This is a genomic window from Celeribacter halophilus, from assembly GCF_018860305.1.
Classification (GTDB): Bacteria; Pseudomonadota; Alphaproteobacteria; order Rhodobacterales; family Rhodobacteraceae; genus Celeribacter; species Celeribacter halophilus_A.
This window is the reverse complement of record NZ_JAHKPE010000025.1, coordinates 21,104-36,733: the sequence shown is the minus strand read 5'-3', so window position 1 is coordinate 36,733 and position 15,630 is coordinate 21,104. Positions and strand designations below refer to the sequence as shown.

The window sequence follows — 15,630 nt, the reverse complement described above, 5'->3', positions numbered from 1 at the left end:
GCGAACACCGATGTGAAAGTGAGCCTCGACGCAGGTGCGGCAGAAGCCAACCTCGAATTCGTCCTCGTTGGCTCCAATGGCGCAACCCTCGCCGACAAAAGCATCAACAACTACCAATAACAGGTGGTCCCGTTTGCTCTGAGCCAAAGTGCTCAGGGCGGATGGAAATCAGAAATGCCGCCGGAGGTCCTCCCTCCCGGCGGCATTTTTGTGTTTATGGACGAATCTCAAGAGACCTTAGCCAAGACCTAACCTCTCTATCTGCACGAACGACTAAAACCCCGCAATCAAGCCTGAGATTGCAGAACACTTGCCATCGCCCGACCTTTCCTCAATCATAGGTTGTGAGCTCCCGCGTTTTGAACACGGGCAGGAATCTTGCGACGGGGATCTTCTCGGTCGCTCATATGGAGGGTCTCGAGATCAAGCGGTTCATGTTCATGGCTTTGGTCGGTCTGTCTCTCGCGATCAGTTCACTCGGCGCCCCGCTCTACGCGGAGGTCCGGTTTAACAATGCAACACGCAGCGATACCTTTGGGCAGCCGGTCCGCTACGCCATCTATCTGCCGCCCGGGTATGATGCCGATGATCGCAGCTATCCCGTCCTTTATCTCCTGCATGGAGGCGGCAGCGGGCAGCCAAGCGATTGGTTCACCCTTGCCGGTCTCGACAAGATGCTCGACCGTCTGATCGAAGACGGCACAATCCGCCCGCTGATCGCCATTGCCCCCGATGGGCGCCGCGATGAAGCAAATGAAGTGGCGACCTATTTTCTGAATGATCAGGACGGCGAGGTACTCTGGGAAGATATGTTCTTCGAGGACTTCATCCCCGCCGTCGAAACCCGCCACAAGGCCATCGCCAGCGGTGACGCCCGCGCCATTCTTGGAATCTCGATGGGGGCGCTTGCCGGCGTGGTCTATCAGCTGCGCGCGCCTGACGCCTTTGCCGGTGTTGCCGCACTCAGCTCGGCCTTCCGGACCGAAGATCAGGTCCTCGGTCTCTCACCAGACGCCTATCGCAGCCGCTACGCCGGTGTCTTGGGCGCAGAGCTGGAGGGGCAAGCGCGGCTAAATGAGGCTTGGGACGCGATACAGGGCGAGACATTGGTGGCGCAGACAGACGCAGCGCGTTTTTCTCGCGTGCCGCGCCTCTATTTCGACATCGGTGCGGACGATCCGTTTTTCGAGGGCACAGCAGATCTGCACGTCACCCTGCGCAACGCCGGCATCCGTCACCGGTTTCGGGTCAGCGAAGGTGGTCATGACTGGATATTCTGGCGGTCGTCGCTGGAACAGGCCCTTCTGCATATCGATGCTGTCCTGACACGCGGCTATGGCGAGTAGGCTTAGCCTTGCTACCCTAGAGATCCAACCTGTGTTCGCCACCTCCATCAAGGCTGTCACCAGGCAAAACCGTGAGGTGTATGGCGCACGTAAACTTTGGCATGCAATGTAACGAGAGAAGTTTGACATCGTCCACTGCACCATTGAGCACTTAATGCGCGACATAGGAATTAAAGGTGTTCGGCGTGGCAAGAAGATCAAGACGACGTGGCCGGACAAAGCCCTGTCATATCCATTAGATCGGGTGAAGAGGCAATTCCGTGCGAACAAAAACTGGCATACGCTGGGCGATTTTTCTCACCTCGCCAGCGTTCAGGTAGGTGTCGATTGCATAGACGTCATCAAGCCATCCCACCAGGATCAGGCTACTGCATGATAAGCCCTTGGACACCAGATTTGACAATAGCTCGTGCCTGTATGGCAGAAATATACGCAGGGACGGATAAGTAGTTAATATTCGACAAGTCATATAATGCGCTTTGGCGCATAATTTCGACATTTGTCTTTTTCGACAAAGATTCTACTTTCGTTTATAATTTCAGTTTGATACATATACTTTCGTACCTGCCAAGTTGGTTGCATTACACCAATTTCTTCGTACAGCTCGAACTACAAGGCCGCTGTGTTTATCACAGCGGCTCTTTTTTGTATGATGGGAGCTTGCCTGACGCATTTCGCAAAAGGCTTGGTATCAGGTCGGTGACGTGCCGAAACCTCTAGGGTTCGAGGTCTGGCCATCGCAATATTCTATTGCGTCCTTGCGGCGTGGCTGACACGCTTGGAGCAGGAGGTCTCTATGGCGAACATTTCCACAAAAATGGGCGAAGAGCTCAAGCCCGGCTTTGATGACGCAGCGTGGGTGGATGTGCTCGACGCGGTAGACAAAACATATGCCGAGCTGGTCGATTATCAGGAGCAGCTTGAGGCCCAGAACGCGGAACTGTCCAGTCTGCGCACCTTCCTTGGGTCGATTATGGCGTCAATCTCGGACTATCTCGTGGTTACGGACAAGGACGGATTTATCGCCGATTTGAGCCAGTCTTTTTGTTCTGCGATTGGAGAAGAAAAGAACGCTTTGATCGGACGGCCCATGGTGGCCTTTTTTGAAGGCGCAATGCGCGACCGAATGGGCATGGCGATGTCCGAAGTTGTGCGGGACAAAGTGGAAAAGACCTTTGAAGTTGATCTGGAAACACCGGGAGGGGCCAGTCCGGTTGATTTTCGTGTTGCGCCGCGTCTGGATCGCCGCAAGCGGGTGAGTGGAATTATCCTGACAGGGCGGCCTTTGGGCGAAGTGCGTCGCGCTTATCGCGAATTGGAGCAAAGCCTCGAAGAACTCAAGCAGGCCCAGACTCAATTGGTGCGAACCGAAAAGCTTGCCTCGTTGGGGCGGTTGCTGGCCGGTGTTGCGCATGAGCTGAACAATCCTATCTCTTTCGTCTACGCCAATACGCATAGTCTGCAAAAATATCTCGACCGGTTCGAAGCCTATTTTGAACAGGTTCAGGCCGGGGCCAGTCGTGAAGAACTTGTCGAGTTGCGCTCCAAGTTGAAACTCGAACGGGATTTGAAGAACCTGCGCGTGGCCATTGAAGGGGCGCACGACGGGGCGGAACGTGTGCGCGACATTGTCGAGGATTTGCGACGCCTGTCGGCTGATGGTTCCGGTGAGGTGGCGCCGTTCGATCTGGCGCAAACTGCGCGGATCGGGGCGGAATGGGTCAAACGCGGCCAGAAAAGCCGGATGAAAATCTCGGTTGAGGGGGAAAGCCCTTGTATAGCCTTAGGGCGGCTGGGGCATGTCCAGCAGGTCATTATGAACCTCGTGCAAAATGCGGCTGACGCCATGCAGGATGTCGAGGAACCGGAAATACAAGTCAATCTCTCTTATCAGGATGATTTTGCAGTGCTTCAGGTCTGTGATAACGGTCCGGGTGTACCCGAAGACTTGCAGGCCGCGATTTTTGACCCTTTCTTTTCCACCAAAGAGGTCGGGCAGGGCACGGGGCTGGGCCTGTCTATTTCCCACAAAATTGCGGAGGAACATGGCGGGTCTTTGGTCTATCTGCCGGACGTGGCAGAGGGGGCCTGTTTCCGGCTGACCCTCAAACGGGGAGATCAAATTTGAATATTCTCTGGTTGCAATCGGCGGGCTGCGGGGGCTGCACAATGTCGCTTCTGTGTGCAGAAAGCCCGAATGTCTTTGATCTCTTTACGGCAGCGGGGCTCGAATTCCTCTGGCACCCGTCCTTTTCGGAGGCCAGCGGGGCGCAGGTGCGGCATTTGTTGGCGTCGATCGAGGCGGGCGAGCAGGAGCTTGATATTCTGTGTATTGAGGGCTCCATTGTTCACGGCCCCAAAGGGACAGGGCGCTATCATATGCTCGCAGGAACGGGACGCTCCATGCTTGACTGGGTGCAAAGTCTTGCGCCAAAGGCGAAACATGTGGTCGCGGTGGGAACTTGTGCCACATATGGCGGTGTGACCTCTGCGGGCGACAACCCGTCTGATGCCACGGGGGTGCAATATGAAGGTCGCCACAGCGGCGCAGCGCTGCCTTCCCATTTCCGGTCCCGATCTGGGTTGCCGGTGATCAATATTTCCGGTTGTCCGATCCACCCTGACTGGGTGACGGAAACGCTGATGTTATTGGCTTCTGACAGTCTTGGTGCTGACGATCTCGACAGTTTCGCCCGCCCCCGCTTCTACACGGACAATCTCGTGCATCATGCGTGCACCAAAAACGAGTTCTACGAATACAAAGCGTCTGCCGAAGAGTTGAGCCAGATGGGGTGTATGATGGAACATCTCGGTTGTGTTGGCACGCAAGCGGTAGGTGATTGCAACATCAGGCTCTGGAATGGCGAAGGAAGCTGCACACGCGCAGGCTATCCCTGTATCAGTTGCACCGCGCCGGAGTTTGAAGAACCGGGACATGGGTTTACAGAGACGCCGAAGTTTGCGGGTATTCCCGTTGGTTTGCCCACGGACATGCCGAAAGCGTGGTTCATGGCATTGGCCTCGCTATCAAAACGCGCAACGCCGGATCGGGTGGCCCGAAATGCCGCCGCAGATCGTATCGTTGTCCCGCCCACAGTGAAAAGCCGTAAGAATGACTGATGCGACCACTTTACTCGTAGGCCCTTTCAATCGTGTGGAAGGAGATCTCGAAATCCGGCTGGAGGTGCGCGAGGGGCGTGTCTCTGCGGCCTATGCCAATTCGCCTCTGTTTCGGGGATTTGAAAGTATTTTGCAGGGCAAATCGCCCATAGATGCTCTCACCATCACACCGCGCATTTGTGGCATATGTTCTATCAGCCAGTCTATGGCGGCCGCGCAGGCTTTGGCAGATTTGGCTGGTAAAACCCCGTCGCCCGAAGGCGCGAAAGTGGCGCAGCTTTTGCATATGATTGAAAATGCGTCCGATCATTTGATGCATTTCAATATGTTTTTCATGCCGGATTTTGCCCGCGCTGTGTATGCGGATCGACCTTGGTGGGATCAGGTGCTGACGCGGTTTACCGCCGCCAAGGGCTCCGCGCTCAAGCGGGCAGTCGAGGCGCGGGCCGGATTGATGCATGTTACCGGCCTTTTGGGAGGGAAGTGGCCCCATACTCTGGCCATTCAGCCCGGTGGTGTGACCCGTGCGCCTTCGGTTCGCGATAAAGTCCGTATCAGTGCTGATCTTGCCGCGTTTCGCGCCTATCTTGAAGAGGTTGTGTTCGGGGGGCCATTAGAACAGTTCATAGAACTGGCAACGATCGCGCAATTGTCCGGTTGGACGGGCGGGGATGTTGCGCTCTGTCTTGCCATTTCTGACGACCTCGCACTCGACAATTCAGGGTGTGGAGCAAAGCGTTACTTGTCGTTCGGCGCCTATCCCGGCCCGAATGGCCCGCTCTTCAAGCGCGGCACCTTGGTTGACGGCACTTCCGGTCAGTTGATGCCGGAGCAGATTGTAGAAGAGATCACACATAGCTGGATGCTTGGACAGGATGCACATCCGTCTCGGGGTATGACGCGTCCGGATGAAGACATGCGCGAAGATGCCTACAGCTGGTGCAAAGCGCCGCGCCTTGCCGGAGAGACCTTTGAAACAGGGGCTTTGGCGCGACAGGCGATTGACGGTCATCCGCTGGCTATGGCGCTTGCCGCAGAAGGTTCTGTGCGGGCGCGGGTGATTGGGCGGTTGTTGGAATTGGCACGCACCCAGATCGAGATGGAACGACTTCTGGCCTCCATTGACCCTCGGGCTGCATTCATGCGGCACGTCAGAATTCCGGATGATGGAGAAGGAGTCGGGATGGTTGAGGCAGCGCGGGGGGCCTTGGGCCATTGGGTGCGGGTCGAAGGTGGCGTGATCACGTCCTATCAGATCATCGCACCGACAACGTGGAATTTTTCGCCGCGGGATGGACGCGGTGTGCCCGGTCCGGTCGAGGCGGCATTGGTCGGTGCCGAGGTGCGCGACGGTGAGGAAACGCCGGTTTCTGTCCAGCATATTGTCCGGTCTTTTGATCCGTGCATGGTCTGTACGGTCCACTAGAGTATTTTGAAGAGGTCTCTACGGGAGGCGGGAGCGAGAATTGTGACCCATAGTGCAGAGGTGATGCCTCAAGGTCTGCGTGGACTGGAAATCCGTGTGCGCGGACAGGTGCAAGGCGTAGGGTTTCGTCCCTTTGTCTGGCGACTTGCGCGCGACATGGGGCTTTCTGGTGATGTGCGCAATGATAGCGAAGGGGTTCTGATCCGCCTTGTCGGAGATGCAACGGGATTCGAGGATCGCTTGCGGGCGCAAATGCCGCCGCTTGCACGTATTGATGCTGTTGAAACCCGTTCTTTTCAACTGGCGGATACAGTGTTCGAGGGTTTCGAGATTGTCGCCTCGCAAAGCGGTGCAACGCATACCCGCGTGACGCCTGATGCAGCGACTTGTGACGCCTGTCTTCACGAGGTCTTTGACCCGCAAGAACGCCGCGCAGGCTATGCTTTTACCAATTGCACACATTGTGGCCCGCGGTTCACCATCGTCGAAAAGCTGCCTTATGATCGAAGCCGGACCACGATGGCCCCGTTCGAGATGTGTCCGGCCTGCCGGGCGGAATATGAAAATCCCGAAGACCGCCGTTTCCACGCGCAGCCCGTGGCCTGTGCCGATTGCGGTCCACGACTTTGGCTACATCCTGCCATGGAAGGTGACCCTGTCACCAATACGGCAAAGCTTTTGCGGGACGGCAAGATCGTCGCGGTGAAGGGGCTTGGGGGCTTTCATCTGGCGTGTGATGCTTTTGATGACGAAGCCGTGGCGAGGCTGCGCAGGCGCAAGCACCGTCCCGCGAAACCTTTTGCTCTGATGGGAACGCTGGAGATGATCCGGCAGTGGTGCGACGTGTCGGATGCGGAAGAAGCCCTGCTCAGAGACCCCGCCACCCCCATTGTTCTGTTGCCCGCACGATGTGTTCCAAAGGGGATTGCGCCCGGACAAAATACGCTGGGCTGGATGTTGCCCTATACGCCGCTACACCATTTGTTGATTGATGCCGCGGGCGGGCCGTTGGTGATGACGTCCGGCAACCTGTCAGGAGAACCGCAGGTGATCGGGAATGAGGAAGCTTGCGAAAAACTGGCTGGGTTCGCAGATGCGTTCCTCTTTCATGATCGTAGGATCGCCCGCCGCCTTGATGACTCTGTTGAACGGATGACGCCGCATGGGGCAATGGTGCTTCGACGTGCGCGCGGGCGAGTGCCGGAAACCTTGCCTTTGCCGGAAGGCTTTGATCAAGCGCCACAGGTTGCGGCCTATGGTGGCCAGATGAAAGGCGCGATTTGTCTTTTGAAGGACGGGAAGATGCTCTTGGGTCATCATCTTGGCGACATGGATGATGCCTTGACCTACGAGGCATTCTTACAGGCCGATAAGGATTATACCGCTCTGTTTGATCACCAGCCGGAGGTGGTGGCTTGCGACCTTCATCCGGAGTTTCGCACCTCGATTTATGCGCAGGAGAAAGGCCTCCCCGTCCAGCGGGTGCAACATCACCATGCCCACGGCGCTGCGTGTTTGGGCGAAAATGGTTGGCCGCTCACGGGTGGTAAGGTTGCAATGATTGTCCTCGATGGCTTGGGTTTGGGGTCGGACGGAACCGTGTGGGGCGGAGAGGTGTTGTTGGGTGATTATTCCGAGGCGCAGCGCATGTTCTGGCTGAAGCCTGCCCCTTTGATCGGCGGGGATATGGCGGCGAAAGAGCCGTGGCGAAACCTTTTGGCGCGGTTGGATCAAACGGGCTTCGGCAATGTGGCGGAGACTTACGTGCCGCAACCCTCTTTGCTGGACATGTTGCGCAAGGCGGTGGAGCGCGGCGTCAATACTCCGTTGTCCTCTTCGGTAGGACGTCTGTTTGATGCGTTTTCCTGTCTGACAGGCTTTGTCGGAGCGCAGTCATATGAAGGGCAGGCGGCCATGGAGCTTGAGGCAAGGGCGCGGTTGGAGATCGCCCGTTATGGCCAATCGGGGCTTTGCGCCTTGCCGTTGCCGGTTTCCGATGGGGAGATTGATCCTGCGGAGATGTTCCGTCGTGTGCTTGAGGACGCCGAGCAGGGTGGGGATTGGGCGCGCAGCCCCGCAACACTGTTTCATATGAGTTTGGCGCAGACCTTTGCGGCGTGCGCACGCGGGCTTGTCACCTCGGGGCAGGCCAAGGCTGTGGCGTTAACCGGCGGCGTGTTCCAGAACGCTTTGCTTCTGGATTTGACACTCAAAGCGCTTGGCGATGTGCCGGTTCTGATCCACACCAAAGTGCCCGCAAATGATGGGGGGCTGGCTCTGGGACAGGCTTTGGTTGCTGCGGCGCGGCACCTTGATCCAGACCGGTAAGAGTCTTTCCGATCAGTTCATTGAGCGGTTAGCGCCTTCCCGTCTTGCGTTTGGGTGTGTCAAATAAGCTATTGAAAACACGATGAAATAAAGCGGAGATATTTGCACGTCTTTATTTGGCATGCGCTTTTGCTCCGGCGAAAATGAGGAACGAGGCATTGTATGCCATCGTATTCGCAAGTGGCCGGAAGGCCTAGCCAAATTCAGGGAGGGACGCACCTTGACCGATACCTCGGCTCAGATCGAGACGTTCTATGACGTCATGCGCCGGCAGGGGATTACCCGCCGCTCATTTATGAAATACTGTTCACTGACGGCCGCCGCCTTGGGTCTGTCGCCCTCTTTTGTGCCGAAAATCGCTCATGCGATGGAGACAAAACCGCGGACGCCGGTGATTTGGGTGCACGGGCTGGAATGCACCTGTTGTTCCGAAAGCTTTATCCGCTCTGCACATCCTCTGGCGAAAGATGTGGTCCTGTCGATGATCTCGCTGGATTACGATGACACGTTGATGGCTGCGGCCGGTCATCAGGCCGAAGCTGCGCTTCAAGACACCATCGAGAAATATAAAGGCAATTACATTCTGGCTGTGGAGGGGAACCCGCCGCTCAATGAAGACGGAATGTATTGCATCGTAGGCGGTAAGCCTTTTGTCGATCAACTCAAACATGCGGCAGAACATGCCAAGGCTGTCATCAGCTGGGGTGCCTGCGCCTCTTATGGCTGTGTGCAGGCGGCAAAGCCGAACCCGACCCGCGCAACGCCCGTGCATAAGGTCATTACCGACAAGCCCATTATCAAAGTGCCCGGTTGCCCGCCGATCGCGGAGGTGATGACAGGGGTCATTACCTATATGCTGACCTTCGACCGTCTGCCGGAACTGGACCGTCAGGGCCGTCCCGCGATGTTCTATTCCCAGCGTATCCACGACAAGTGTTATCGCCGTCCGCATTTTGACGCCGGACAGTTTGTTGAGGCATGGGACGATGAGAATGCCCGCAAAGGCTACTGCCTCTATAAAATGGGGTGCAAAGGTCCGACCACTTATAACGCCTGTTCTACCGTGCGCTGGAACGAGGGTGTGTCCTTTCCGATCCAATCGGGGCACGGCTGTATCGGGTGTTCCGAGGATGGTTTCTGGGATCAGGGGTCGTTCTATGACCGTGTGACCGATCTTACCCAGTTCGGGGTGGAAGCAAATGCCGACAAGATCGGTATGGCCGCCGCAGGCGTTGTGGGAGCGGGAGTTGCGGCACATGCCGCCGTGTCCGCGCTCAAAACCGCGCAGCGCAAAGTTCAAGATAATAAAAAGAAAGAGGAGGCGTAACTTATGGTCAGTACTCCGAACGGCTTTAACATCGACAATTCCGGTAAACGGATTGTTGTAGACCCTGTGACCCGTATTGAAGGTCACATGCGCTGCGAAGTGAATGTCGACGAAAACGGCGTGATCCGCAACGCGGTGTCGACAGGCACGATGTGGCGCGGCCTCGAAGTGATCCTCAAAGGTCGCGATCCGCGCGATGCATGGGCCTTTACGGAGCGCATTTGCGGTGTTTGCACCGGCACCCATGCGCTGACCTCTGTGCGTTCGGTGGAAGATGCCTTAGGTATCATGATCCCTGATAACGCCAACTCCATTCGCAACCTGATGCAGCTTGCGCTGCAAATCCACGACCATATTGTGCATTTCTACCATCTGCATGCTCTCGACTGGGTGAATCCGGTGAACGCGCTGAAAGCGGACCCCAAGGCCACCTCGGAGTTGCAGCAGGCGGTGTCTCCGTCCCACCCAATGTCCTCCCCTGGGTATTTCCGCGACGTGCAGAACCGCCTGAAAAAATTCATCGAAAGTGGACAGCTTGGCTTGTTCAAGAACGGGTATTGGGACAATCCGGCCTATAAGTTGCCGCCCGAAGCTGATCTCATGGCCACAACCCACTATCTTGAGGCGCTCGATCTTCAGAAAGAAATCGTCAAGATCCACACGATTTTCGGTGGTAAGAACCCGCACCCGAACTGGTTGGTGGGCGGCGTGCCTTGTCCCATCAATATTGATGGCGTGGGTGGTGTTGGTGCCATCAACATGGAACGGTTGAACATGGTCCAGTCGATCATCCAGCAAACGCTGGAGTTCAACCGCAACGTCTATATTCCTGACGTGATTGCCATTGGAGGCTTTTATAAAAACTGGCTCTATGGCGGCGGGCTGTCGTCCAAGGCCTGTCTGGCCTATGGTGACATTCCTGAAAATCCGAATGACTTCTCGCCGGAACAGCTGCACATGCCGCGCGGCGCAATCATCAACGGTGATCTGTCGACAGTCTATGATGTTGATCCGCGTGATCCAGAGCAGGTTCAGGAATTCGTGGATCACAGCTGGTACACCTATGGTGAGGCGGGTAAGGGGCTTCACCCGTGGGACGGGATCACCGAGCCGAACTATGAGCTTGGCCCCAATGCGAAAGGCACCCGCACCAATATCGAAGAGTTGGACGAGGCTGCTAAATACAGCTGGATCAAGGCTCCGCGATGGAAAGGGCACGCGATGGAGGTTGGCCCTCTGGCGCGGTATATCATCGGGTATGCGAAAGGGCATGAAGACATTTCCGAGCAGGTCACGGGGCTGCTCAAGACCATGGATCTGCCTTTGGATGCGTTGTTCTCGACGCTGGGCCGCACAGCCGCCCGTGCGCTTGAATCCGAATATTGTTCGCGCTTGCAGCAACACTTCTTTGACAAGCTGATCACCAATATCAAAAACGGCGACAGCTCCACGGCGAATGTGGAGAAATGGGACCCGAGCACATGGCCGTCAGAGGCCAAAGGTGTCGGCATGACCGAAGCTCCGCGTGGTGCTTTGGGTCACTGGATCAAGATCAAGGACGGACGCATCGAAAACTATCAATGCGTGGTGCCGACCACTTGGAACGGCAGCCCGCGGGACACAGAGGGCAATATCGGGGCCTTCGAGGCCTCGCTTCTGGATACGCCGATGGAGCGTCCGGAAGAGCCGGTAGAAATTCTGCGCACATTGCACAGCTTTGATCCCTGTCTGGCGTGTTCGACCCATGTCATGTCGCCGGATGGTGGCGAACTGACGACAGTCAAAGTGCGTTAAGGGAGGAAAATACCATGAAAAGACATATCGCATCTGCAACTATTCTGGCCGCAACAGTGGCGTCTCCGATGCTGGCACATGAAGGACATGCCACGTTGCCGGGAGAACATGGGCACACAGAGGCGCATCTGGTGATGGCCGCGCTTGCCGTTGTCGTAGTCTGGCTGGCGGTGAACACGATCAAAGGGCGTAAGGCCAAGCGCAAGGAGGAATAAAAATGTCGGAACAAGACACTCTTCCTTATCCGCAAACCGATTTGGCGGCTCCTTTGACGGGAGATGCCACAGCAGAGGATCTGGAAAGTCTTCATGATCAGACTTCGATCTTTGTCTATGAGTGGCCTGTGCGTGTGTGGCATTGGGTCAATGCTCTGGCAATTACGATCCTTTGTGTGACGGGCTGGTTCATCGCCTCGCCTTTGCCCTCGATGCAGATTGCCGAGGCGACGCATCAGTTTGTTATGGGTTATATCCGTTTTGCGCATTTTGCGGCGGGCATGATCGTAACGGTGGGCTTCTTTGGCCGCATTTATTGGGCCTTTGTAGGCAATCATCACGCCAAGCAGTTGTTCTACATTCCGGTGTGGAGAAAGCGGTGGTGGAAAGAAGTCGTGACCGAGCTCAGATGGTATGCGTTTCTGGAAAAAGAGCCGAAGAAATATGTGGGCCATAACCCGCTGGCACAAATGGCCATGTTCTTTTTCATGACTTTGGGCCTGAGCTTTATGATCCTCACGGGTTGGGCGCTCTATTCCGAAGGCACGGGGCAAGGCAGTTTTGCCGATACGATGGCTGGCTGGGTTCTGACGCTCTTTGGGAATAGCCAGATCGTCCATTCCGTGCATCATTTGGGCATGTGGTTCATCGTGGTGTTTATGATCGTTCATATTTATGCCGCGATCCGCGAAGATATCCTGTCGCGTCAATCTATGGTTTCGACCATGATTTCGGGCACGCGGAGTTTTAAGGATCGGCGGCCATAATAGATGCCGATTCACGTCGGTTTGGCAGAAGGCGGGGTATATCCTCGTCTTCTGTATTTTTGGTTTCCAAATTTATTAATAAGTGGATAGTTTTCTTTCATGTGTCCTGTGTTGGCCTTGTGACGTTTTCTGAAAAACTCAGCATTTCCAGGCGTTTAATTGTATCCCATTGTATTCCGAATTTTCTGGGCGACGCTCGATCAGAAGGATTAGGATCGCTTTAAACATATGTCGAAAGTATATCTTACGACCCGATAGAGACATAAAACACGCGGGCGGAGATGTGATGACCTTTGGAGGAGGGGCACAATGACTGCGAGAGTTCTCGTCCTTGGAATCGGAAATGTTTTGTGGGCGGATGAAGGCTTTGGTGTGCGCTGTGTCGAGCGGCTTGCGCAGACATACGCCTTTGGTCCGGATGTCCGGCTGCTCGATGGCGGCACCCAAGGGCTCTATCTTTTGCCGTTTCTGGAAGAGGTGGACACATTGCTCGTGTTCGATGCCGTGGACTACGGGCTTGCGCCGGGCACACTGAAAATCATCGAGGATGACGACGTTCCCGCCTTTATGGGAGCGAAAAAGATGTCGCTGCATCAAACCGGATTTCAGGACGTTATCGCCACAGCGCAGCTCATGGGATACTGCCCTGAAAAACTGATCCTGATCGGATGTCAGCCCCAAGAATTGGAAGATTACGGCGGAGGGCTGCGGGAAGTTGTCTCTGCCCAGATCACGCCGGCCATCGAGATTGCGGTCGAGAAATTGCGCGGACTTGGTGTCAATGTGCAAAAGGGGCAAACCAGCAGTCCGGACCTCGCCGATCCCTCTATCCAGCGTTCAGCCTATGAAACGGGGCGCCCTTCGGAAAAGGAGGCCTGTCGCGTTGGCGATGACCGTTTCCTGCCGCAGGACGTTTGAGATGTGTGTCGGCATCCCGATGAAAATCCTCTCCCGTGAAGAGCTGGCTGCAACGGCTTCTGACGGGACACATACACATCTGATCGACCTTGCCCTGACCGGCCCTTTGGAACCGGGCACATGGGTGCTGACGTTTCTTGGCACTGCGCGGGAAGTCCTCTCGGAAGTGGAGGCAATCAAAATCAAAAACGCATTGGACGGGTTGCGTGCGCTTATGGAAGGGCGCGATCTCGGGGACGCATTTGCGGATCTCGACACCCGTGAGCCGCAACTTCCGCCGCATCTTCAGGCGGCACATGACAAAGGGGAGACTACCGCATGAGCCACCCGCTAATTGAACGCCTGACGACCGAATTCGGCTGGCCTGTCTTGGACACGGATCATGATGTGACCGAATTTACCAGTCGAGCAGGCACGCATGTTCTATTCGTGCCCGGTGATGCGAAGCGCAATCTTGAAACGGCAGATGTGGCGGTGATCCTGCCGGAACTCAAAATTGCCTTTCAGGGTAAATTTGACTGTGCTGTGGTTGGCGATGCGATTGAAACCGAGTTGCGGGAAACCACGCGCGTTCTCAAAACTCCGTCCCTTTTGTTTTACCGCGACGGGGTCTTTCTCGCCGGTATCCCCAAGGTGCGGGATTGGGATGACTACATGCATCGCATCGTGCAAATCCTTGCCATGCCCACACCACAAGCTGCTTGAGGGAGCCTGCCAATGGTCAACAATTTTCAACTCCCGCCGATGGGCTTTGGCCCCGGAACGCAACCGCCCGAAGAGGATGGGGCTGAACTCGAATACATGCCGATGCCGCAGGATATGCAGACCTATACGGTGCATATTCCCGAGGTTGAAATCACCAATGCGCTCAAACCGGCGCTGGACCTTTTGTCGCAAATTTCCAAATCCTGCGCACGGGTTGCGCAAACCCATGTTCCTGAACAATTCGATCTATCCGGTCTCGATGAGGCCAACCGCGCTTTGATCGCAGAAACGATGGGTGCGGGTGAAGTGGCAATGAAAATAAGCGGCATTCCCGCCATCAAGGTTCAGGAAAGTGTTTTTGCCGGCGTTTGGATGCTTAAGGCGGCGGGTCTTGATGCGATCGAGGTGGGCAATGTCCCGCAAATGGCGCGGGATCGCGCTTTTGAGCCGCTGCGTTCGGGGCAGGGTGCAAATGCGCCACGTAGTCCCGCTGTCGTGAATGCGCCACCCTTGTTGATCGAGCTCGAAGACAAATCACGCAGCCATGCTCCGGCGCAGGGGCCGCATGTGATCAACCTGACGCTTTTGCCGCATACAGAAGAAGATCTGGCGTGGCTCGATGTGGCCTTAGGGCAGGGTTCGACCGACATCCTCTCGCGCGGCTATGGCAACTGTCGAGTGATGGCGACCGCGATGCCGCATGTCTGGCGGGTGCAGTTCTTCAATTCGATGGATGTCCTCATTCTCGATACTTTCGAGGTCACGTCCATGCCGGAAGTGGCACTTGCTGCGGATGAAGACCTCGTGGACAGTGGCGCACGTCTTCAAGAAGTGATGGAGGCGATCCAATGAGCGCGGTCGGGTTCGAGGGATCGTTCCTTGGCGCCAATGACAAGATTTCGGATCAGGCGATCATGGAATGCAAAATTTGCTGGACGCCATATGATCCGCAGGAGGGAGATGACACACGGTCGATCCTGCCGGGCACGCCGTTTCTGGCCTTGCCGGAGGATTGGAAATGTCCGAACTGTGATGCGCCGAAAGAGCAGTTTCTGGTGTCGGAAGATCCCGGCTCCGACGCGATGCAGGCTGCGGCACGTCTGGCCAGAAAGACCGAAGCATTGGTAAACGATTTCACGGAAGTCTGGCATGCCAAAATGCGGGATGTGCCGATTGTGAACAAGCTTCTGCATGTGCAGGCAGTCGGTTTCATGGAAGATGAAGGCCGCCCGCTTGGCGTATTGATTTCGCCATGGTTCATGAACCTGCTCCAGCTGCCCGCCGAAGGTGAGGACTGGAGTGGCCTTATTGCGGGCGAAAAAGAGATTATTTCCTTCCCGTCCGGCGACTATGAATTTATCCACAACACGCGCGAACAAACGGGAGGTTATAAGGCCTGCTCGTTGGTTTCTCCCATGGGGGAATTCAAAACTCAGGCTCAGGCCGTTGATGTTGCCAAGGCTGTGATGGTGGCTCTGTTTCAGGAAGAGCATCGGGCGGAAACGGATCGTAGCGCTGATATTCGTGCGGCTCGTGAACAGGAAGTCGCGGAGCAGGCTGAACGTGAAGCAGAGGAGCAGGAGGTCGGTGGTGAAGAACTGACCGCTGCTCCGACCCGCAGACAGGTTTTGACCGCCGGCATGAGTGAGGCACCGAAAAAAGAAATTGAGGAAGGCGCGTGAGC

At 56.0% G+C, this 15,630-nt stretch carries 14 protein-coding genes; all 14 read left to right on the top strand.

Annotated elements, in window-relative coordinates; translation table 11 throughout:
* Nucleotides 1-407: 407 nt before the first annotated feature.
* Nucleotides 408-1,346: an alpha/beta hydrolase gene (locus KO492_RS09385; RefSeq protein WP_216044719.1), complete on the top strand. Its 939-nt coding sequence runs from the start codon at nt 408-410 to the stop codon at nt 1,344-1,346.
* Nucleotides 1,347-2,142: 796 nt separating this feature from the next.
* Nucleotides 2,143-3,474 (top strand): PAS domain-containing sensor histidine kinase, encoded by a 1,332-nt coding sequence (locus KO492_RS09380; protein WP_216044718.1) that lies wholly within the window; start codon nt 2,143-2,145, stop codon nt 3,472-3,474.
* A complete protein-coding gene (locus KO492_RS09375) occupies nt 3,471-4,466 on the top strand; it encodes a HupU protein (protein WP_216044717.1) in 996 nt (331 codons plus the stop codon). The genes KO492_RS09380 and KO492_RS09375 overlap by 4 nt, the downstream gene beginning before the upstream one ends.
* Nucleotides 4,459-5,892 (top strand): nickel-dependent hydrogenase large subunit, encoded by a 1,434-nt coding sequence (locus tag KO492_RS09370; RefSeq protein WP_216044716.1) that lies wholly within the window; start codon nt 4,459-4,461, stop codon nt 5,890-5,892. The genes KO492_RS09375 and KO492_RS09370 overlap by 8 nt, the downstream gene beginning before the upstream one ends.
* 63 nt (nt 5,893-5,955) lie before the next feature.
* Nucleotides 5,956-8,220, top strand: coding sequence for a carbamoyltransferase HypF (hypF, locus tag KO492_RS09365; protein ID WP_216044732.1), 2,265 nt, complete (start codon nt 5,956-5,958; stop codon nt 8,218-8,220).
* Nucleotides 8,221-8,440: 220 nt separating this feature from the next.
* On the top strand, nt 8,441-9,547 hold the full coding sequence (locus tag KO492_RS09360) for a hydrogenase small subunit (protein WP_269446555.1): 1,107 nt from the start codon (nt 8,441-8,443) through the stop codon (nt 9,545-9,547).
* A gap of 3 nt (nt 9,548-9,550) precedes the next feature.
* Nucleotides 9,551-11,341, top strand: coding sequence for a nickel-dependent hydrogenase large subunit (locus KO492_RS09355; protein WP_216044715.1), 1,791 nt, complete (start codon nt 9,551-9,553; stop codon nt 11,339-11,341).
* A gap of 14 nt (nt 11,342-11,355) precedes the next feature.
* Nucleotides 11,356-11,556: a hypothetical protein gene (locus KO492_RS09350; RefSeq protein ID WP_216044714.1), complete on the top strand. Its 201-nt coding sequence runs from the start codon at nt 11,356-11,358 to the stop codon at nt 11,554-11,556.
* Between the two features lie 2 nt (nt 11,557-11,558).
* The gene (cybH, locus tag KO492_RS09345) at nt 11,559-12,323 is read left to right on the top strand and encodes a Ni/Fe-hydrogenase, b-type cytochrome subunit (protein ID WP_216044713.1); all 765 of its coding nucleotides are present in this window, start codon (nt 11,559-11,561) and stop codon (nt 12,321-12,323) included.
* A gap of 309 nt (nt 12,324-12,632) precedes the next feature.
* Nucleotides 12,633-13,241 (top strand): HyaD/HybD family hydrogenase maturation endopeptidase, encoded by a 609-nt coding sequence (locus KO492_RS09340; protein ID WP_216044712.1) that lies wholly within the window; start codon nt 12,633-12,635, stop codon nt 13,239-13,241.
* Nucleotide 13,242: 1 nt separating this feature from the next.
* Complete coding sequence (locus tag KO492_RS09335) at nt 13,243-13,563, top strand: HypC/HybG/HupF family hydrogenase formation chaperone (RefSeq protein WP_216044711.1); 321 nt, start codon at nt 13,243-13,245, stop codon at nt 13,561-13,563.
* Nucleotides 13,560-13,946, top strand: a complete 387-nt coding sequence (locus KO492_RS09330; RefSeq protein WP_216044710.1) for a hydrogenase accessory protein — start codon at nt 13,560-13,562, stop codon at nt 13,944-13,946. Before KO492_RS09335 ends, KO492_RS09330 begins: the two co-directional genes overlap by 4 nt.
* Nucleotides 13,947-13,958: 12 nt before the next feature.
* Entirely contained in the window at nt 13,959-14,798 is an 840-nt protein-coding gene (locus KO492_RS09325) for a hydrogenase expression/formation protein (RefSeq protein WP_216044709.1), read from the top strand.
* Entirely contained in the window at nt 14,795-15,628 is an 834-nt protein-coding gene (gene hybE, locus KO492_RS09320) for a [NiFe]-hydrogenase assembly chaperone HybE (protein ID WP_216044708.1), read from the top strand. Before KO492_RS09325 ends, hybE begins: the two co-directional genes overlap by 4 nt.
* Nucleotides 15,629-15,630: the final 2 nt, after the last annotated feature.